The sequence below is a fragment of the Pseudomonas sp. NFACC37-1 genome, from assembly GCF_900101575.1.
GTDB classification, from domain to species: Bacteria; Pseudomonadota; Gammaproteobacteria; order Pseudomonadales; family Pseudomonadaceae; genus Aquipseudomonas; species Aquipseudomonas fluorescens_AA.
Genome location: NZ_FMUZ01000008.1, coordinates 15192 through 31612 on the forward strand (window position 1 = coordinate 15192; position 16421 = coordinate 31612).

Annotated in this window: 21 protein-coding genes; 11 read left to right on the forward strand and 10 right to left on the reverse strand. The window is 61.1% G+C overall.

Going from position 1 to position 16421, the window contains the following annotated elements:
- Positions 1-40 precede the first annotated feature (40 nt).
- A complete protein-coding gene (locus BLP82_RS11620) occupies positions 41-958 on the forward strand; it encodes a LysR family transcriptional regulator (RefSeq protein ID WP_092167645.1) in 918 nt (305 codons plus the stop codon).
- Here BLP82_RS11620 and BLP82_RS11625 read toward each other — a convergent pair.
- Positions 931-1257, reverse strand: coding sequence for an ElaB/YgaM/YqjD family protein (locus BLP82_RS11625; RefSeq protein ID WP_025211165.1), 327 nt, complete (start codon positions 1255-1257; stop codon positions 931-933). The genes BLP82_RS11620 and BLP82_RS11625 overlap by 28 nt on opposite strands.
- 156 nt (positions 1258-1413) lie before the next feature.
- Here BLP82_RS11625 and BLP82_RS11630 point away from each other — a divergent pair, with 156 nt between their 5' ends.
- Together BLP82_RS11630 and BLP82_RS11635 are read left to right on the forward strand one after the other, a co-directional pair.
- Complete coding sequence (locus BLP82_RS11630) at positions 1414-1629, forward strand: dodecin (RefSeq protein WP_003177209.1); 216 nt, start codon at positions 1414-1416, stop codon at positions 1627-1629.
- A gap of 117 nt (positions 1630-1746) precedes the next feature.
- Positions 1747-1968, forward strand: coding sequence for a DUF1161 domain-containing protein (locus BLP82_RS11635; protein WP_072411220.1), 222 nt, complete (start codon positions 1747-1749; stop codon positions 1966-1968).
- A 53-nt stretch (positions 1969-2021) separates the two neighbouring features.
- On the opposite strand, the gene BLP82_RS11640 is transcribed toward BLP82_RS11635, so the two are convergent.
- Positions 2022-3023, reverse strand: a complete 1002-nt coding sequence (locus BLP82_RS11640; RefSeq protein WP_092167650.1) for an LLM class flavin-dependent oxidoreductase — start codon at positions 3021-3023, stop codon at positions 2022-2024.
- A gap of 238 nt (positions 3024-3261) precedes the next feature.
- Here BLP82_RS11640 and BLP82_RS11645 point away from each other — a divergent pair, with 238 nt between their 5' ends.
- Positions 3262-3693 carry an OsmC family protein gene (locus BLP82_RS11645; protein ID WP_072411216.1) on the forward strand — a complete coding sequence of 144 codons (432 nt, stop codon included), beginning with the start codon at positions 3262-3264 and terminating at the stop codon, positions 3691-3693.
- 150 nt (positions 3694-3843) lie between these two features.
- Complete coding sequence (locus BLP82_RS11650) at positions 3844-4077, forward strand: DUF1161 domain-containing protein (protein WP_092167653.1); 234 nt, start codon at positions 3844-3846, stop codon at positions 4075-4077.
- A gap of 6 nt (positions 4078-4083) precedes the next feature.
- Here the strand turns inward: BLP82_RS11650 and BLP82_RS11655 are convergent, their stop codons facing one another.
- The gene (locus tag BLP82_RS11655) at positions 4084-4509 is read right to left on the reverse strand and encodes a PA0061/PA0062 family lipoprotein (protein ID WP_060739799.1); all 426 of its coding nucleotides are present in this window, start codon (positions 4507-4509) and stop codon (positions 4084-4086) included.
- A 40-nt stretch (positions 4510-4549) separates the two neighbouring features.
- The gene (locus BLP82_RS11660; protein ID WP_060739800.1) at positions 4550-4963 is read right to left on the reverse strand and encodes a PA0061/PA0062 family lipoprotein; all 414 of its coding nucleotides are present in this window, start codon (positions 4961-4963) and stop codon (positions 4550-4552) included.
- A gap of 58 nt (positions 4964-5021) precedes the next feature.
- Here BLP82_RS11660 and BLP82_RS11665 point away from each other — a divergent pair, with 58 nt between their 5' ends.
- Positions 5022-6179 carry an aminopeptidase gene (locus BLP82_RS11665; protein ID WP_256576586.1) on the forward strand — a complete coding sequence of 386 codons (1158 nt, stop codon included), beginning with the start codon at positions 5022-5024 and terminating at the stop codon, positions 6177-6179.
- A 130-nt stretch (positions 6180-6309) separates the two neighbouring features.
- On the opposite strand, the gene BLP82_RS11670 is transcribed toward BLP82_RS11665, so the two are convergent.
- The 3 genes from BLP82_RS11670 to BLP82_RS11680 all read right to left on the reverse strand — a co-directional run bounded on the left by BLP82_RS11670 (position 6310) and on the right by BLP82_RS11680 (position 8117).
- Positions 6310-6585 carry an HU family DNA-binding protein gene (locus BLP82_RS11670; protein ID WP_060739802.1) on the reverse strand — a complete coding sequence of 92 codons (276 nt, stop codon included), beginning with the start codon at positions 6583-6585 and terminating at the stop codon, positions 6310-6312.
- A gap of 191 nt (positions 6586-6776) precedes the next feature.
- Complete coding sequence (locus BLP82_RS11675; RefSeq protein ID WP_092167655.1) at positions 6777-7925, reverse strand: NAD(P)/FAD-dependent oxidoreductase; 1149 nt, start codon at positions 7923-7925, stop codon at positions 6777-6779.
- 24 nt (positions 7926-7949) lie between these two features.
- Positions 7950-8117, reverse strand: a complete 168-nt coding sequence (locus BLP82_RS11680) for a rubredoxin (protein WP_003177199.1) — start codon at positions 8115-8117, stop codon at positions 7950-7952.
- A gap of 176 nt (positions 8118-8293) precedes the next feature.
- Between BLP82_RS11680 and BLP82_RS11685 the strand changes: the two genes are divergently transcribed.
- Complete coding sequence (locus BLP82_RS11685) at positions 8294-8857, forward strand: chorismate--pyruvate lyase family protein (RefSeq protein WP_092167989.1); 564 nt, start codon at positions 8294-8296, stop codon at positions 8855-8857.
- The gene (gene ubiA / locus BLP82_RS11690) at positions 8857-9747 is read left to right on the forward strand and encodes a 4-hydroxybenzoate octaprenyltransferase (protein ID WP_014335898.1); all 891 of its coding nucleotides are present in this window, start codon (positions 8857-8859) and stop codon (positions 9745-9747) included. Before BLP82_RS11685 ends, ubiA begins: the two co-directional genes overlap by 1 nt.
- A gap of 176 nt (positions 9748-9923) precedes the next feature.
- Here the strand turns inward: ubiA and BLP82_RS11695 are convergent, their stop codons facing one another.
- Positions 9924-10310: a COG4315 family predicted lipoprotein gene (locus BLP82_RS11695; protein ID WP_092167657.1), complete on the reverse strand. Its 387-nt coding sequence runs from the start codon at positions 10308-10310 to the stop codon at positions 9924-9926.
- Between the two features lie 152 nt (positions 10311-10462).
- Here BLP82_RS11695 and phoB point away from each other — a divergent pair, with 152 nt between their 5' ends.
- From phoB to BLP82_RS11710, 3 genes are all read left to right on the forward strand, one after another.
- Positions 10463-11152, forward strand: a complete 690-nt coding sequence (gene phoB, locus BLP82_RS11700; protein WP_092167659.1) for a phosphate regulon transcriptional regulator PhoB — start codon at positions 10463-10465, stop codon at positions 11150-11152.
- A 148-nt stretch (positions 11153-11300) separates the two neighbouring features.
- On the forward strand, positions 11301-12587 hold the full coding sequence (gene phoR / locus BLP82_RS11705) for a phosphate regulon sensor histidine kinase PhoR (RefSeq protein WP_256574209.1): 1287 nt from the start codon (positions 11301-11303) through the stop codon (positions 12585-12587).
- A gap of 113 nt (positions 12588-12700) precedes the next feature.
- Positions 12701-14041, forward strand: coding sequence for a hemolysin family protein (locus tag BLP82_RS11710; RefSeq protein WP_014335895.1), 1341 nt, complete (start codon positions 12701-12703; stop codon positions 14039-14041).
- A gap of 186 nt (positions 14042-14227) precedes the next feature.
- Here the strand turns inward: BLP82_RS11710 and BLP82_RS11715 are convergent, their stop codons facing one another.
- Positions 14228-15124 (reverse strand): peptidoglycan DD-metalloendopeptidase family protein, encoded by an 897-nt coding sequence (locus BLP82_RS11715; RefSeq protein WP_092167665.1) that lies wholly within the window; start codon positions 15122-15124, stop codon positions 14228-14230.
- 230 nt (positions 15125-15354) lie between these two features.
- A complete protein-coding gene (locus tag BLP82_RS11720) occupies positions 15355-16308 on the reverse strand; it encodes a response regulator (RefSeq protein WP_092167668.1) in 954 nt (317 codons plus the stop codon).
- Between the last annotated feature and the right edge of the window lie 113 nt (positions 16309-16421).

Below are 16421 nucleotides of genomic sequence, written 5' to 3' on the forward strand. Positions count from 1 at the left end.
ATAAGATCGCCACAACCTGTCAGGAAAACTCACAGATAAAATGAGCCACGATCTTCCTCCGCTCAACGCCTTGCGCGCCTTCGAAGCTACCGCCCGTCTGAACAGCGTAAGCCAGGCGGCCGAACAGCTGCATGTCACCCATGGAGCCGTGAGTCGACAGCTGAAGGTGCTGGAAGAGCATTTGGGCGTCAGCTTGTTCATCAAGGACGGGCGCGGCCTGAAACTCACAGATGCAGGCATGCGCCTGCGGGACGTCAGCGCCGATGCGTTCGAGCGGTTGCGCGGTGTTTGCGCGGAGCTGATGCAAAGTACGGCAAATGCCCCGTTTGTCCTGGGCTGCTCGGGAAGCCTGCTGGCGCGCTGGTTCATTCCCCGCCTGGGCAGGCTCAACGCCGACTTGCCGGATTTGCGCCTGCACCTTTCCGCCGGCGAAGGCGACCTGGACCCCAGGCGACCGGGGCTGGATGCCCTGCTGGTCTTCGCCGAGCCGCCGTGGCCGGCCGATATGCAGGTGTACGAACTGGTGAGCGAGCGGATCGGCCCCGTGGTGAGCCCCCACTACGCCGGATTCGCCCGCTTGCAAGCCGCACCGGCCAGCGCGCTGCTGGACGAGCCGTTGCTGCACACCACATCCCGCCCCCAGGCCTGGCCGACCTGGGCACGACAAAACGCCCTGGAACCCCAGGCACTGAAGTTCGGGCAAGGTTTCGAGCATTTGTATTATTTGCTGGAGGCCGCCGTAGCGGGATTAGGCGTGGCGATCGCGCCCGAGCCGCTGGTGGCCGAGGACGTACGCGCCGGTCGCCTGGTCGCGCCGTGGGGCTTCGATGAAACCGCGGCGCGACTGGCGTTGTGGCTGCCCAAGCGCGCCGCAGATGGGCGCGCTCGGCAATTGGCCCAGTGGCTCAGGCATGAGCTGAGCCAACCGACTCAGTCACCGCGCTTGCACAGCAGGTAAGCGGCCAGCAGACCCAGCGCACCGACTGCGACACCGGCCGTGGTCCACGGGTGTTCCTGCGCATAGTCGCGAGTGGCGATCCCGGTTTCACGGGTTTTCACCTTGACCTCTTCATAGGCATCGCTGAGCAGATGACGAGAATGTTTCAGCGCGCTCTCGGCATTGGCCTTGAGCGACTTGAGGGTCTTGCGCGACTCGTCCGAAGCGTCGTCCTTCAGGCTTTCCAATGACTTGAGCAGACTCTCGATCTCCGCTTCCATGCTTTGCAACGAGGCTTTGCGTAACGAATTGCTGGCCATGGTGGCTCTCTCCTGCAGTGGTTGAGTGGCGTGTGTGAATTGGGACTCCGGTCGTTTCTGAAAGTGCAGTAAATCTGAACTTCAGCGCGCGAACGACGACACACGTAAGGCGAAAAATCGCTGCTAGGCTGTTAAACACAACCAAGGAGAATCCCCATGAGTGATCATCACACTTACAAAAAAGTCGAGCTGGTCGGCTCGTCTCCCACCAGCATTGAAGACGCCATCAACAACGCCTTGGCCGAGGCCAGCAAAAGCCTCAAGCATCTGGAATGGTTCGAAGTCACGGAAACCCGCGGCCACATCGAGAATGGCCGGGCCGCGCACTTTCAGGTGACCATCAAAGTCGGGTTCCGGATAGCCAATAGCTGAGGTTCTTTTGAACTTGCACGCTGGCGGAGTGCCATAGGGAGTGGCGATGCGCTATGGTCTGCGCGTTACGTTTTTTCCAATACCTGCCCTATTTGATCCGACCAAGGAGTGCGAGCGATGAAAAAGTTGATGGTGGCCCTGGGTTTGCTGAGCCTTGCCGGTGGTGCGTTTGCGGCCGGTATGCCCTGCGAAGAGCTGAAAAGCGAAATCGCAGCGAAGCTGGACGCCAAGGGCGTGTCAGGTTATTCGCTGGAAATCGTCGATAAAGGCGCAGCGACTGGCGGAAAAGTCGTCGGCACCTGTGAGGGCGGTACGAAAGAAATCATCTATAAAAAGTGATTCTTTCGAACATCAAAGCCGACGCATTGCGTCGGCTTTTTCATGGGCGTCATTCAGCCTTTCATGACCTGCGCCAGCAACTCGTAGGAGTGTAAACGATCGGCGTGTTCGTACAGGTCACTGGTGAAAATCAGCTCATCGGCCTGGGTTTGCTCGATCAATACTTGCAGCTTGGCGCGAATCTTCTGCGGGCCGCCGACCATGGCCAGGCCCAGGAAATCGCCAACCGCCTCTTTCTCATGGGGCAACCACAGACCGTTCATGGTTTCCACCGGCGGACGCTGCACCAGGCTCTGGCCCCGCATCAGCGCCAGGATTCGCTGGTACACCGATGTCGCCAGGTAATCGGCCTGTTCATCGGTATCCGCCGCGACCAGCGGCACACCGAGCATCACATAAGGCTTGTCGAGCACCGCCGACGGTTTGAAGTGGTTACGGTAGATGCGAATCGCCTCGTGCATGAAGCGTGGTGCGAAATGGGAGGCGAATGCGTAGGGCAAACCGCGCTCACCGGCCAATTGCGCACTGAACAGGCTCGAACCCAGCAGCCATACCGGCACGTTGGTCCCGGTGCCTGGCATGGCGATGATGCGTTGATCCGGGGTACGCGGGCCGAGATAGCGCATCAGTTCGGCCACGTCCTCGGGGAAATCGTCCGCACTGCCGGAACGCTCGCGACGCAACGCCCGCGCGGTCATCTGGTCGGAGCCTGGCGCACGTCCCAGGCCCAAATCGATTCGACCCGGGTAGAGGCTTTCCAGCGTGCCGAACTGTTCGGCAATGATCAACGGCGCATGATTGGGCAGCATGACGCCGCCGGAGCCGACGCGGATGGTCGAAGTGCCCCCCGCCAGATAACCCAGCAGCACCGCCGTCGCCGAACTGGCGATACCGTCCATGTTGTGGTGCTCGGCTACCCAGAAGCGGGTGTAGCCGTATTTTTCCACGTGCTGCGCCAGGTCCAGCGAGTTGCGCAAGGACTGGGCGGCATTGCCATCGGCACGCACGGGCACCAAGTCGAGGGTTGAGAATTTCACGTCGGACAGCTGTTTCATGGGCCGGGATCTCCAACGGCGTTCCGGGCTTTTCCTACGGGCAAAAGCCTGCCGTTTCTATAGGTGTGTTCCATGCAATGTGGGCATATACCCGAGTTTCAATAGCAGCGACGAAATTTCCTACTAAATTCGTCGGCTAATCGACAGGGTGAACTTTTACAGGCGGTCTATCCTCACAACCCAGACAGCTAAAAAACACACAGGCGCGGCTTTCGCGCCGAATCTTCAGGAGGCAGACATGGCTATCATCAAGAAAGCATCGGCTCATTGGGAAGGTGACCTGAAAACCGGTATCGGCTCCATCTCCACGGAAACCGGTGTGTTGCGCGAAGCGCCCTATGGCTTCAAGGCACGATTCGAAGGCGGCAAGGGTACCAACCCCGAGGAGTTGATCGGCGCGGCCCATGCCGGCTGCTTTTCCATGGCCTTTTCGATGATCCTTGGAGATGCCGGGCTCAAGGCCGACAGCATCGACACCAACGCCGAAGTGACCCTGGACCAGGTCGAGGGCGGTTTTGCGATCACGGCGGTCAAGCTGGTGCTCAAGGCGAAAATCCCCGGTGCCAGCCAGGCGCAATTCGATGAGCTGAGCAAGAAGGCCAAGGAAGGGTGTCCGGTTTCCAAGGTGCTGAACGCTCAGATCACCCTGGATGCAACGCTGGTGAGCTGACGCATGAAAGGATCGCAGCCTTTACCAACGCTGGCGAAGGCTGCGATTTTATTGAATGCGGTCGAGCTGTTTACCCCGGCGCAATTATGGTCGAATGAAGCCCGCAGTTTCAGCGCACAGGCAGTGCGCGCTGCCATGAGGAATTCGAACATGAAACGATCAGCCCTGGTGGTCATCGGCTGCGCATTCGCTGCATCAGCCCTTGCCGCACCCAAATCCTGTGAAGAGCTGAAAGCGGAAATCGAAGCGAAGATCCAGGCCAATAGCGTGTCGTCCTACACGCTGGAAATCGTCACGAATGATGAAGTCCACGACCAGAACATGGTGGTGGGCACTTGCGAAAACGGCACGAAGAAAATCATTTACCAGAAGAACGACCGCTAGGGCGTCCTATGGAACGCAGTTGACTTGTCGCTCTTCGGCCACGATTTGACGCTTGGCGTCATAGAGCCGGGCGCTGGGTGTGAATGCCAGGTTGCGAGCCTCCAGCCGATAGCGTTGGCCGGCCTCGAAATGGTCGTAACGCACGAGCATGTAGCACAGCCGTTCTTGCGGTTCGGCTTGCATGCCCAGGCCACCGCCACTGAACACTTCGAAGTCGAAGCGCACTTTCAATTCGTGGCTGCCCGGCGAAACCTGAAAGATCCGTCCGTCTCGCAATCGCTGGCCGTCCAGGCTTTCAGCCATCAGCATTTTGCCGCCCGGCATAGGGGTCGCGAAATCAACCCACGCCATGTTCGGGTCGACCTGGGGCAGCGGGCTCGTTGCACAACCGCTCATGGAGACCAGGGCCAGTAACAGCAGGGATAAGCGCATCGTGAGTTTCCTTAAAACCGGACACTGAGCATAGCGCCAATCACGTTTGTTGGCAGCCCGCCGGCGTACCTTGCCCCACCACTTTGCGCTGCTGATCGTACAGCTTGGCCCAAGGTCGGAAACCTATGCTACCGGCCTGTAGCTGGTAACGCTGGCCGGCGTTGAAGTCCTTGAATTTCAGGTTCAACCGGCAATCGCGCCACAGCGGCTCGGCATCCGGGCCGATGTTGCCGGGCTCGACGGCAAATTGATAACGCACCGTCAGCTCATGGCTGCCGGGTTGCACTTCGAAATAACGCCGGTCAATGGACATCTTGTCATCGACTTCCAGCGCTTGTAGCGCGGTGTCCTGCTGGTTTCCCAGGTCGATCCACGCTTGGGATGGATCCGGGTCAGGCAAGCCGGCACAACCGGTCAGCAGCAACAGGCCACTCGTCAGCATCAACACGCGCATAGCGAAGCTCCAGGCAAGCGAGATAGTCTTGTGGGCAGACTTCCCAGGGTGATTCCAATTGATCAGGCCGCGTTCAAGCCGTCGGTTACTCGACCGTGTTTTCCAGATTTTGTTTCCAGGCCTCCTGCTTTTGTTACTGAACGGTTGCAGTAGCGTCGGTTACTACAGCCAGCTAGTCGGAGGGCAGCTGCGGTTGTTGCAGGCCCGAGAGCCTATCGACCAAGTCATCGCCGACCCTGCTCGCGATCCCCAGCTCAAGGCACACCTGGCCCAAGCGCGCGAGGCACGGGCGTTTGCCAGCGATCACCTGCATTTACCGGACAATCGAAGCTATCGCCTGTATGCGGATATAGGCCGGCCATTCGTCGTCTGGAATGTCTTTGCCACGCCAGAATTTTCCCTGGCGCCGCAGAATCATTGTTTCCCCATTGCCGGTTGCGTGGCTTATCGCGGTTATTACAGCCAGGGCGCCGCCCGTGGCGAGGCCGCGTTGCAGCGCTTGCAGGGCATGGACGTGGCGATTGGCGGTGTAGAGGCCTATTCGACGCTGGGCTGGTTCAACGATCCGATCCTGAGCTCGATGATGCACTGGGGCGACGAACGCCTGGCGACGCTGATCTTTCATGAACTGGCGCACCAGCGGTTTTATGTAAAGGACGACACCGAATTCAATGAGTCCTTCGCCACCTTCGTTGAACAGGAAGGCACCCGGCAATGGCGTGCCAGTCGTGGGTTGGCGCCGGATAACGGCAAGCAGGTGCGCCAGCGCGACCAGTTCATCCAACTGATCCTCGACACCCGCCAGCGCCTGGAAACCCTCTACGCCCAGCCCCTGACAGCCGAACAGATGCGCCACCGCAAAGCGGCGGAATTCGAGCGCCTGCGTGCCGACTATGTGCAAATGCGCGACACCCAGTGGGCAGGCGACAAACGCTACGACGCCTGGGTCTACGCGCCACTGAACAATGCGCGACTATTGCCGTTCGGGCTGTACGACCAGTGGGTGCCGGCATTTGCGGCGCTGTTCAGGCGCGAGGGCGGTGATTGGGTTGCATTTTATGCGGCGGTGGAGAAGCTGGGCGAATTGCCGATCGAAGCGCGCAAGGCGGCTTTGAAGGCCTTGGCGCAGCCGAAAACTTCCGCTGACCAGGCGGACGTCATCGCGTGTAGGAGCTGCCGAGCGAAGCGAGGCTGCGATCTTTTTCCTGATACTTGAGTCTCAAGCGAAAGATCGCAGCCTTCGGCAGCTCCTACACAACGCACCAACACAAAAAAGGGCATACCAACTCATCGATATGCCCTTTTGATTGCCGCTTTCTTTCCCCCGGCCGAGGTACTCGTAGCAATTATGGGTTGACGCTTTCTTTCAAGGACTTGCCTGGTTTGAAGGCAACAGTGTTGCTGGCCTTGATCTTCACCGGCTCACCGGTCTGTGGGTTCTTGCCAGTGCGGGCGCCACGGTGGCGTTGCAGGAAAGTGCCGAAGCCCACCAGGGTAACGCTGTCCTTGCGGTGCAGGGCGCCGGTGATTTCTTCCAGGACGGCGTTGAGGACGCGGTTGGCTTGTTCTTTGGTGAGGTCTGCTTTTTCCGCGATAGCGGCGGCGAGTTCTGGTTTACGCATGAATGAAGCCCCTTTGACGGTTTTTTTGTTGTTATGTCCGTGCTGCTCTCTTTGGAACAGCCCCTAAGGCGCCGCAGGCTCTACTCTGCGGCAGACGGAAGTGAGGATGGCACGGTGCCGAAAACGGCGCCAGTGTCCGGGCGACCTTTGTGGGACCAAAAGTAGGGTTTTTGCGACAGAACGACCAGTATTTACGCCAGCAGGGCTGGAAGCTCCTTGTTCAGCGCCAGCTTCTCCATCACCGCCGTGCCTGTCAGGGCATAACCCAACAGGTTGCCTTGAGCGTCGCGGCAAAGCGCCTTGATGTCCGCCCCCTGCCCTTCGACGCTCCACACGCCCTCGCTGCCTCGCGGTGGCGGCGACACCACCAAGGGGCACACCGGGGTTTTTACGGTAATCGGCATGGGGCCGTAGCTGACGGCAGTCGGGTTGCCGGCCAGGGTCTGGGCCAGGGCCCGGGCGCAGCTCATCAGCGGCATGACATACAGCAGGTTCAAGCCGTCGACCTCGGCGCAGTCGCCCAGGGCGTAGATATTGGCGTGAGAGGTTTTCAGGTGACGGTCGACCACAACGCCGCGGTTGACCACCAGGCCGGCCGCGGCTGCCTGGTCGATACGGGGGCGCAGGCCGATGGCCGAGACCACCAGGTCGCAGGCGATCACCTGGCCGTCGGACAGGTGTGCCTCCAGCCCGTCGGCGACCTTCTGCAAGCGGTTGAGCACAGGGCCCAAGTGGAAGCGCGCACCGAGGCTTTCCAGCCCGGCCTGGACCGCTGCCGCGGCGGCCGGGTGCAGCAGCGTCGGCATGACTTGCTCGCACGGCGCCACCAGTTGTACTTCGTAGCCACCCAGGCTCAGGTCGTTGGCGAACTCGCAGCCAATCAGGCCGGCACCGAGCAACAACACCCGACGCTTGCCGGTCGCCGCGGCCCTGAAACGTGCGTAGTCTTCCAGGTCGTTGATGGGAAAGATCAAGTCCGCCCCATCGCCCTGTACCGGCACGCGCACGGTTTCGGCGCCCCAGGCCAGGACCAGGTCGCGGTAGTTCACCGCCTCTTCGCCGATCCACAACCGTTTGTGGCCCGGATCGATGCCGCTGATGCGGGTATGGGTGCGCACTTCGGCCTTGAGTTGCTCGGCCATGGCCCCCGGCTCGGCCATGCTCAGGCCGTCGGCGTCTTTGTTCTTGCCAAAGCCGGTGGAGAGCATCGGCTTGGAATACGAGCGACCGTCGTCCGCAGTGATCAGCAGCAACGGGGTTTCACTGTCGAGCTTGCGAAACTCCCGGGCCAGGTTATAACCGGCCAGGCCTGTACCGACGATGACGACAGGTGCGCTCATATTGCTCTCCATTTGATGAAACGATCAGTTGATTTCGATCATTTCGAAATCCATTTTGCCGACGCCGCAGTCCGGGCACAGCCAGTCTGCCGGTACATCCTCCCAGCGGGTGCCGGGGGCGATGCCATCGTCAGGCCAGCCGTCAGCTTCGTTGTAGATCAGGCCGCAGACAATACATTGCCACTTCTTCATTCCAATACTTCCTCAAGATGTCAGGCCTTGGCCGGTATTTTCCGGCTCAGGGCCGTTTTGTACTGATCGGTTGCGACAGATGCAAGCATGATCAGCTGTGCAGCCGGCCGGGCCCGTCAAAACCCGCGACCGACATGGTAAGCTCGCGGCCTCATTTGCTGCCATTCAAGACCTCTGTGCCGCATACAAATTCGATATTTCCTACACTCCAATGGCTGCCCCAGCACCTGCTGTCGCCCCGCCCCGATGCGGGTGTACTCGATTGGCTGTTCGACGAAGGCTCCCTGACCCGGCGCCTCACGCGCCTGTCGGACGGCCATTTCAGCGTGACGCCATTGTTCGAAGGCTGGCAGCCGTTGCGCGCCGACGAATGTGCCGCCCTGGACCTGGCCGAGGGTAGCGAGGGCTGGGTACGCGAAGTGTATCTGCGCGGCCGCGACCAGCCTTGGGTGTTCGCCCGCAGTGTGGCGGCGCGCAGTGCCTTGCAGGGTGACGGGTTGCAGATGGACGAACTGGGCAGCCGCTCCCTGGGCGAATTGCTGTTTTGCGACCAGGCGTTCCAGCGCCGGGCCATCGAGGTTTGCCATTACCCCGAGGCCGGGTTGCCACAAGACGTCCGCGCCAGCGGGTTGTGGGGTCGCCGTTCACGTTTCGATCGCGGTGCGTTGAGCGTGCTGGTGGCGGAAATCTTCCTGCCACGCTTGTGGACTGTCGCCCGCGCCTATTCGGAGAATTTCTGATGTACGTGCAACTGCTCAAATCCTTGAATCGCCTGAATCCACGGGCGTGGGACTTCGTGCAACTGACCCGTATGGACAAGCCCATCGGCATCTACCTGCTGCTGTGGCCGACACTGTGGGCGTTGTGGATTGCCGGTGAAGGCTCGCCGTCCATCGCCAACGTGGTGATTTTCGTCCTCGGCGTGGTGCTGACCCGCGCCGGCGGCTGTGTGATCAATGACTGGGCCGACCGCAAGGTCGACGGCCACGTCAAACGCACCGAGCAGCGCCCGCTGGTGAGCGGCAAGATCAGTTCGAAAGAAGCGCTGGTGTTCTTCGCCGTGCTGATGAGCGTGAGCTTCCTGCTGGTGCTGTGCACCAATGCACCGACCATCCTGTTGTCCCTCGGGGGTCTGGCGCTGGCGTTCAGCTACCCGTTCATGAAGCGCTATACCTACTACCCGCAAGTGGTGCTGGGCGCGGCGTTCTCATGGGGCATGCCGATGGCGTTCACTGCCGAAACCGGGCATCTGCCGGCGGCCGCGTGGTTGCTGTACATCGCCAACCTGCTGTGGACGGTGGGCTACGACACCTATTACGCGATGACCGACCGGGACGATGACTTGCGCATCGGCGTGAAATCCACGGCGATCCTGTTTGGCGACGCCGACCGGGTGATCATCCTGACGCTGCAAGGCCTGGCCTTGGGCTGCCTGCTGCTGGCCGGGTCGAAATTCCAGCTGGGTGGCTGGTTCCACCTGGGGCTGGTGGCCGCTGCCGCGTGCTTTGCCTGGGAATTCTGGTACACCCGTGGCCGGGACCGGATGCGTTGCTTCCAGGCGTTCCTGCACAACCATTGGGCCGGGTTGGCGATTTTCGTGGGGATCGTGCTGGATTACGCGCTGCGCTGAAGCCCACCGTTACCTTGTGGCGAGGGGATTTATCCCCGCTGGGTTGCGCAGCAACCCCCATACAGCCAATGAGTTTGGCCTGATACACCAAGGCGACAGATCTGGGGCCGCTTCGCGCCCCAACGGGGATAAATCCCCTCGCCACAATGATCTGCCGCTACTTTGGCGAAAAACTATCAGTCGGGCTTGGCGACCTTCCAGGCGCCGTCCATTTTGCCGTCACCGGTCATGTCCCCGGCCTTTTTGTCCATGACAAAGGTGTACAGCGGCTTGCCATTGTAGGCCCACTGCTTCTTGCCGTCGTCGCGGGTAATCACGGTCCATTTACCCATGGGCTTGTCGCTTTCTTCGGCCATGAGCGGTGGCCAGTTGGCGGCGCATTTGTCGTTGCACATCGACTTGCCGCCCGAGTCTTTGGCAAACGTATACAGCGTCATCTCCTTGTGGTCAGTCAGCACCCCCTTGTCTGAGACCATCGCCGGCTCAGCCGCGAACGCCCAGGTCGGCAGCGCCAGTGCAGCTGTGACCGCCAGTGCCTTGATGGATTGGGTGAAGTAAGTCATGGAAACCTTCTTTTGTGGTTGTCAGGATTCGGACTGAAAAGCGTAGCCCAGGATCCCCCTCGCTGCCGGGTCATGAAATAACTGTCACACGACTGCAATAATTCCGTTATCTAATGCGGCGCAAGACAGTTAAATGACAAGAGGATTACCCCATGGTTGGCAGGAACATTCTGATCGTCGACGACGAGGCACCCATCCGCGAGATGATCGCCGTTGCGTTGGAGATGGCCGGCTATGACTGCATGGAAGCAGAAAACTCTCAACAGGCCCATGCCATCATCGTCGACCGCAAGCCCGACCTGATCCTGCTGGACTGGATGCTTCCCGGCACGTCAGGTATCGAACTGGCGCGACGCCTCAAGCGCGACGAGCTGACCGGTGATATCCCGATCATCATGCTCACCGCCAAGGGCGAAGAGGACAACAAGATCCAGGGCCTGGAAGTCGGTGCCGACGACTACATCACCAAGCCGTTCTCCCCACGGGAACTGGTGGCGCGCCTGAAAGCCGTGCTGCGCCGCGCCGGGCCGACCGATGGCGAAGCGCCGATTGAAGTCGGTGGCCTGCTGCTCGACCCGATCAGCCACCGCGTGACCATCGACGGCAAACCCGCCGAGATGGGCCCGACCGAATACCGCCTGCTGCAATTCTTCATGACTCACCAGGAACGTGCCTACACCCGCGGCCAATTGTTGGACCAGGTCTGGGGCGGCAACGTCTACGTCGAGGAACGCACCGTGGACGTGCACATCCGGCGCCTGCGCAAGGCCCTCGGCGATGCTTATGAAAATCTGGTACAAACCGTGCGCGGCACCGGTTATCGTTTTTCGACCAAGGCATGAGAAAAGCAGCTGCGAGTTTCAAGCTACAAGCTGCAAGCAAAAGCCACTACCGACCCGCTTCAAACTTGCAGCTTGAAGCTTGCAGCTTTTAGCTGCTTCCAAAGGAAGCCCCGTGAATCAAAACTGGCATGGCACCCTGATTCGCCACATGTTGTTGCTGGTGACCGGTTGTTTGCTGATCGGCCTGATCAGCGGTTTTTACGGCTGGAGCCTGGCCGCCGGGCTGGGGCTTTACCTGGCCTGGACCCTCAAGCAATTGCTGCGGCTGCATGAATGGCTGCGCCTGCACCAACCCGACGAAGCCCCGCCCGACGGCTATGGCCTGTGGGGTGAGGTGTTCGACAGCATCTACCACCTGCAACGGCGCGACCAGCGCGTTCGCGGACGCCTGCAGGCGGTGATCGACCGGGTCCAGGAGTCCACCGCCGCGCTGAAAGACGCGGTGATCATGCTCGACAGCGACGGCAACCTGGAGTGGTGGAACCGCGCTGCCGAGACCCTGTTGGGCCTCAAGACACCCCAGGACAGCGGCCAGCCGGTGACCAACCTGGTGCGTCATCCGCGCTTCAAGGAATATTTCGAGCAAGCCAACTACGCCGAGCCGCTGGAAATCCCTTCGCCCACCAACGATCGGTTGCGCATCCAGTTGTACATCACCCGCTACGGCAACAACGAGCACCTGATGCTGGTGCGCGATGTCACGCGGATCCATCAGCTGGAACAGATGCGCAAGGATTTCATCGCCAACGTTTCCCATGAACTGCGCACGCCATTGACGGTGATCTGCGGTTACCTGGAAACCCTGCTCGACAACGTCGAGGAGGTGAACCCGCGCTGGACCCGGGCCTTGCAGCAGATGCACCAACAAAGCGGGCGCATGCAGACCCTGCTCAACGACTTGTTGCTGCTGGCGAAGCTGGAAGCCACCGATTACCCGTCGGACAACCAGCCAGTGCCCATCGACGACCTGCTGCAAACCATTGCCGAAGATGCGCAGGAACTGTCCGGCTCCAAGCAGCAGACCATTACCCTGGAAGCCGACCCGGCCGTTCAGCTCAAAGGCAGCGAGGCGGAACTGCGCAGTGCGTTTTCCAACCTGGTGTTCAACGCGGTCAAGTACACACCGGAGCAAGGTCGGATCCATGTGCGCTGGTGGGGCGATGAGCAAGGCGCGCACCTGAGCGTGCGCGATTCGGGCATCGGTATCGACAGCAAGCACTTGCCGCGCCTGACCGAACGCTTCTACCGCGTCGACTCCAGCCGCAACTCCAACACGGGGGGCACCGGGCTGGGCCTGGCCATCGTCAAACACGTCCTGCTGCGCCATCGCGCCCGCATGGAAATCAGCAGCGTACCCGGCCATGGCAGCACCTTTACCTGCCATTTCGCCCCGGCCCAGGTGGTTCGCGCACGCCTCGCCCGCCCCGCTGATTGAGCACGCCCCCTAGGCAATCGCCGAGTCAGCCGCTACATTGACTGGCTTGCGCCTGCCTTTTCAGGCGCCCATTTCCAATTCCTACGACTATTCGGAACCCGCAAAACCCCATCATGGACCCTTCCCCTGGCTTGTCCCTCGTCACACTCTTCGCCGAATTCGGCATGATTCTTTTCGCTCTGATCCTGGTTTTGCTCAACGGCTTTTTCGTTGCGGCCGAATTCGCCATGGTCAAGCTGCGCTCGACCCGGGTCGAAGCCATTGCCGAGCAGAACGGCTGGCGCGGGCACATCCTGCGCACCGTCCACAGCCAGCTCGACGCTTACCTGTCGGCATGCCAACTGGGTATCACCCTGGCGTCCCTGGGACTGGGCTGGGTCGGCGAGCCGGCGTTCGCCCATATCCTCGAGCCGTTGCTGGGCGCGGTCGGCGTACAGTCGCCAGAAGTGATCAAGGGCGTGTCGTTCTTCACCGCATTCTTCATCATTTCGTACCTGCACATCGTGGTCGGTGAACTGGCGCCCAAATCCTGGGCCATCCGCAAACCCGAGCTGCTGTCGCTGTGGACCGCCGTGCCGCTGTACCTGTTCTACTGGGCCATGTACCCGGCAATCTACCTGCTCAACGCCAGCGCCAACGCCATCTTGCGCATCGCCGGCCAGGGTGAGCCCGGCCCGCACCATGAACACCATTACAGCCGCGAAGAACTGAAACTGATCCTGCACTCCAGCCGCGGCCAGGACCCGAGCGACCAGGGCATGCGCGTGCTGGCCTCGGCCGTGGAGATGGGCGAGCTGGAAGTGGTGGACTGGGCCAACTCCCGGGAAGACCTGGTGACGCTGGAGTTCAACGCGCCGCTCAAGGAAATCCTGGCGATGTTCCGTCGCCACAAGTTCAGCCGTTATCCTGTGTACGACAGCGAGCGCCAGGAGTTCGTCGGCCTGCTGCACATCAAGGACCTGCTGCTGGAACTGGCGGCCCTGGATCACATTCCCGAGTCGTTCAACCTGGCCGAACTGACCCGGCCGCTGGAGCGGGTGTCGCGGCACATGCCGCTGTCGCAGTTACTGGAGCAGTTCCGCAAGGGCGGCTCGCACTTCGCCCTGGTCGAGGAAGCCGACGGCAACATCATCGGCTACCTGACCATGGAAGACGTGTTGGAAGTGCTGGTGGGCGACATCCAGGACGAACACCGCAAGGCCGAACGCGGCATCCTGGCCTACCAGCCGGGCAAGCTGCTGGTACGGGGTGATACGCCGCTGTTCAAGGTCGAGCGCCTGCTGGGGATCGACCTGGACCACATCGAAGCGGAAACCCTGGCCGGCCTGGTCTATGAAACCCTCAAGCGCGTGCCGGAAGAGGAAGAAGTGCTGGAAGTCGAAGGCCTGCGGATCATCATCAAGAAAATGAAAGGGCCGAAGATCATCCTGGCGAAGGTGTTGATGCTCGATTGAGTGTCGACCGCTTTCCGGCGACTACCCTCCTGTGGCGAGGGGATTTATCCCCGCTGGGCTGCGAAGCAGCCCTAAAACCTGAAATTCCAGTTTGCCTGGTGAATTGAGCCGGCAGTGTTGGGGTCGCTTCGCGACCCAGCGGGGATAAATCCCCTCGCCACAAAAGCGCCTTGGCTTGTGCAGAGGCTACTGCTTGCCCAACGCAAAGTTGGGCAGGTCGCCCACCGGCTGATTGAACTGGTAGGGAATCGACACCAGTCCCAACCCGGTATTGCGCTGCACCACGAAATGCAGGTGCGGGCCTGAGCTGTTGCCGGTATTGCCCGACAACGCCAGCGGCGTGCCCACCCCGACCCGCTGCCCTTCCCGTACGCTCACCGAGCCCTTCTGCAGGTGCAGGTAGACACCCATGGTGCCGTCATCGTGCAGCACCCGCACGAAGTTGCCCGCGGGGTCGTCCCCGCGGCCGGTCTGCTCGTTTTCGGTCTTGATGACCACGCCACCCCGCGCGGCGATGATCGGCGTGCCAACGGGCATGGCGATGTCCATGGCGTAGCGATTCTTCGGGCCGTAATGGCTGTATTGGCCGTTGGCCCCTTGGCTCAGCCGGAACGGCCCTCCGCGCCAAGGCAGCGGGTACCGATAGGCCTCGGCGGCGCCTGCTGGGTCGCCCAGGGAATATTCGAACCTTGGGGTGTACACCAGCGGCCTGCCGGGCCGGGTGGCCGTGAGCAGCGCCAGGCGCAGGTTGCTGCGCGCCGGCAGCACCCGCCGAATCGGCCGGCTCGGCGCCCCGCTGACGTTACGCAGCCCGGCGAAACTCAATTCGATCTCCACCGGCGCGTACAGATCGTTGCGCACGAATACCGCGTCCGCGCCGTTCTGTTTCTTGATATCCAGAAACACCTGCCGCTCCAGGCGCTCGACCATGCGGTCGCGGAACACGAACACCTGGGCGCCCTTGCTGGGGCGGTCGCTATAGGACACCACACCATTGGCATCAGTGGATTTGTAGATCGTCATGGCCACGGCCGAGGTGGAGGCCAGGACAAGACCACAGGCAAACAGCAGGGGCACGAACATGGGCAAAGGTTCTGTCGAAAATGAAGGCCTGCACAGCAGCCTAGCAGCTGGGATGGACCAGCGTAGTCGACGGATGTTTCAAAATTGGATCAGCGATCGGTGTTGGTGATCGTTCCTACGCTCTGCGTGGGAATGCAGCCAGGGACGCTCCGCGTCCCCTCAAGCGCCGAACGCAGAGCGTCCGTAGAGGCATTCCCACGCAGAGCATGGGAACGATCTGCATGGCCGGATCAGGCGCCCGGCACGAAGTGTTTCTGCGCCGTACCGCGGGCGATCAGGCGGGAGATGTAGTCGAGTTTCTGCGGGTCTTTGTCGACGAAGCGGAACGTCAGCTGCAGCCATTCGCTGTCGGGGGTCTGCTCATGGGCGACGATGGCGTGCAGGTAGCCGTTGAGACGGGCCGTTTCGGCGTTGTCGCCCTGCTCCATGTCCAGCACTGCGCTTTCGAGCACTTGTGGCAGGGTGTCGGTACGCTTGACCACCAGCAGCGCTTCCTTGAGGCTCAAGGCCTTGATCACGCATTGCTGGGTGCCGCTGGACAAGCGCAACTGGCCTTGGCCACGGTTGGTTGTCGAAGCGGCGGCTACCGGCGCCTTGACCGGCGGGCTATTGAGCAGTCCACGGGCCGGGGCAGCAGCGACTGCGGGAGCGGGAGCGGCCGCCGGCTTGGCAAACGGATTCGCCGCCGGTGCCGAAGCAACAGCCGCAACCGGCGCCTTATTGCCCGTCAGGGCGCTGAGGGAATCATTACCGAACGCCGAGTTCATCTTGGTCGGAGCACTGTTCATCAGCGTGTCGAGCTTGCCGACCTTGTGCAGGGCCTGCTTGACCTTGGTCAGCAACTGTTCGTTGGTGAACGGCTTGCTGACGTAGCCGGAAACGCCGGCCTGGATCGCCTGGACCACGTTTTCCTTGTCGCCGCGGCTGGTGACCATCACGAAGGGCATGCCCTTGAGGGTGTCCTGCTGGCGGCACCAGGTCAGCAGTTCGAGACCGGACATCTCCGGCATTTCCCAATCGCACAGCACCAGGTCGAATGCCTCGCGCGCCAGCAGGGCCTGGGCTTTCTTGCCGTTCACCGCGTCTTCGATACGCACGCCCGGGAAGTAGTTGCGCAGGCACTTCTTCACCAGGTCACGAATGAACGAAGCATCGTCCACGACCAACACACTGACCTTACTCATCCAGATACACCTCTAAAAAATCCCGGCAAGCATACCGCTTTACTGATGGCATATTGCCAAAAAAACCGTCAGTCACGCCGGGACTTTTCGTTCGCGGGGTGCTGCTTTGGATT

Coding starts and splice junctions, on each gene's coding strand:
- BLP82_RS11620 (WP_092167645.1), top strand. CDS start 41: ATGAGCCACGATCTTCCTCCGCTCAACGCCTTGCGCGCCTTCGAAGCT.
- BLP82_RS11625 (WP_025211165.1), bottom strand. CDS start 1,257: ATGGCCAGCAATTCGTTACGCAAAGCCTCGTTGCAAAGCATGGAAGCG.
- BLP82_RS11630 (WP_003177209.1), top strand. CDS start 1,414: ATGAGTGATCATCACACTTACAAAAAAGTCGAGCTGGTCGGCTCGTCT.
- BLP82_RS11635 (WP_072411220.1), top strand. CDS start 1,747: ATGAAAAAGTTGATGGTGGCCCTGGGTTTGCTGAGCCTTGCCGGTGGT.
- BLP82_RS11640 (WP_092167650.1), bottom strand. CDS start 3,023: ATGAAACAGCTGTCCGACGTGAAATTCTCAACCCTCGACTTGGTGCCC.
- BLP82_RS11645 (WP_072411216.1), top strand. CDS start 3,262: ATGGCTATCATCAAGAAAGCATCGGCTCATTGGGAAGGTGACCTGAAA.
- BLP82_RS11650 (WP_092167653.1), top strand. CDS start 3,844: ATGAAACGATCAGCCCTGGTGGTCATCGGCTGCGCATTCGCTGCATCA.
- BLP82_RS11655 (WP_060739799.1), bottom strand. CDS start 4,509: ATGCGCTTATCCCTGCTGTTACTGGCCCTGGTCTCCATGAGCGGTTGT.
- BLP82_RS11660 (WP_060739800.1), bottom strand. CDS start 4,963: ATGCGCGTGTTGATGCTGACGAGTGGCCTGTTGCTGCTGACCGGTTGT.
- BLP82_RS11670 (WP_060739802.1), bottom strand. CDS start 6,585: ATGCGTAAACCAGAACTCGCCGCCGCTATCGCGGAAAAAGCAGACCTC.
- BLP82_RS11675 (WP_092167655.1), bottom strand. CDS start 7,925: ATGAGCGCACCTGTCGTCATCGTCGGTACAGGCCTGGCCGGTTATAAC.
- BLP82_RS11680 (WP_003177199.1), bottom strand. CDS start 8,117: ATGAAGAAGTGGCAATGTATTGTCTGCGGCCTGATCTACAACGAAGCT.
- ubiA (WP_014335898.1), top strand. CDS start 8,857: ATGTACGTGCAACTGCTCAAATCCTTGAATCGCCTGAATCCACGGGCG.
- BLP82_RS11695 (WP_092167657.1), bottom strand. CDS start 10,310: ATGACTTACTTCACCCAATCCATCAAGGCACTGGCGGTCACAGCTGCA.
- phoB (WP_092167659.1), top strand. CDS start 10,463: ATGGTTGGCAGGAACATTCTGATCGTCGACGACGAGGCACCCATCCGC.
- phoR (WP_256574209.1), top strand. CDS start 11,301: ATGTTGTTGCTGGTGACCGGTTGTTTGCTGATCGGCCTGATCAGCGGT.
- BLP82_RS11710 (WP_014335895.1), top strand. CDS start 12,701: ATGGACCCTTCCCCTGGCTTGTCCCTCGTCACACTCTTCGCCGAATTC.
- BLP82_RS11715 (WP_092167665.1), bottom strand. CDS start 15,124: ATGTTCGTGCCCCTGCTGTTTGCCTGTGGTCTTGTCCTGGCCTCCACC.
- BLP82_RS11720 (WP_092167668.1), bottom strand. CDS start 16,308: ATGAGTAAGGTCAGTGTGTTGGTCGTGGACGATGCTTCGTTCATTCGT.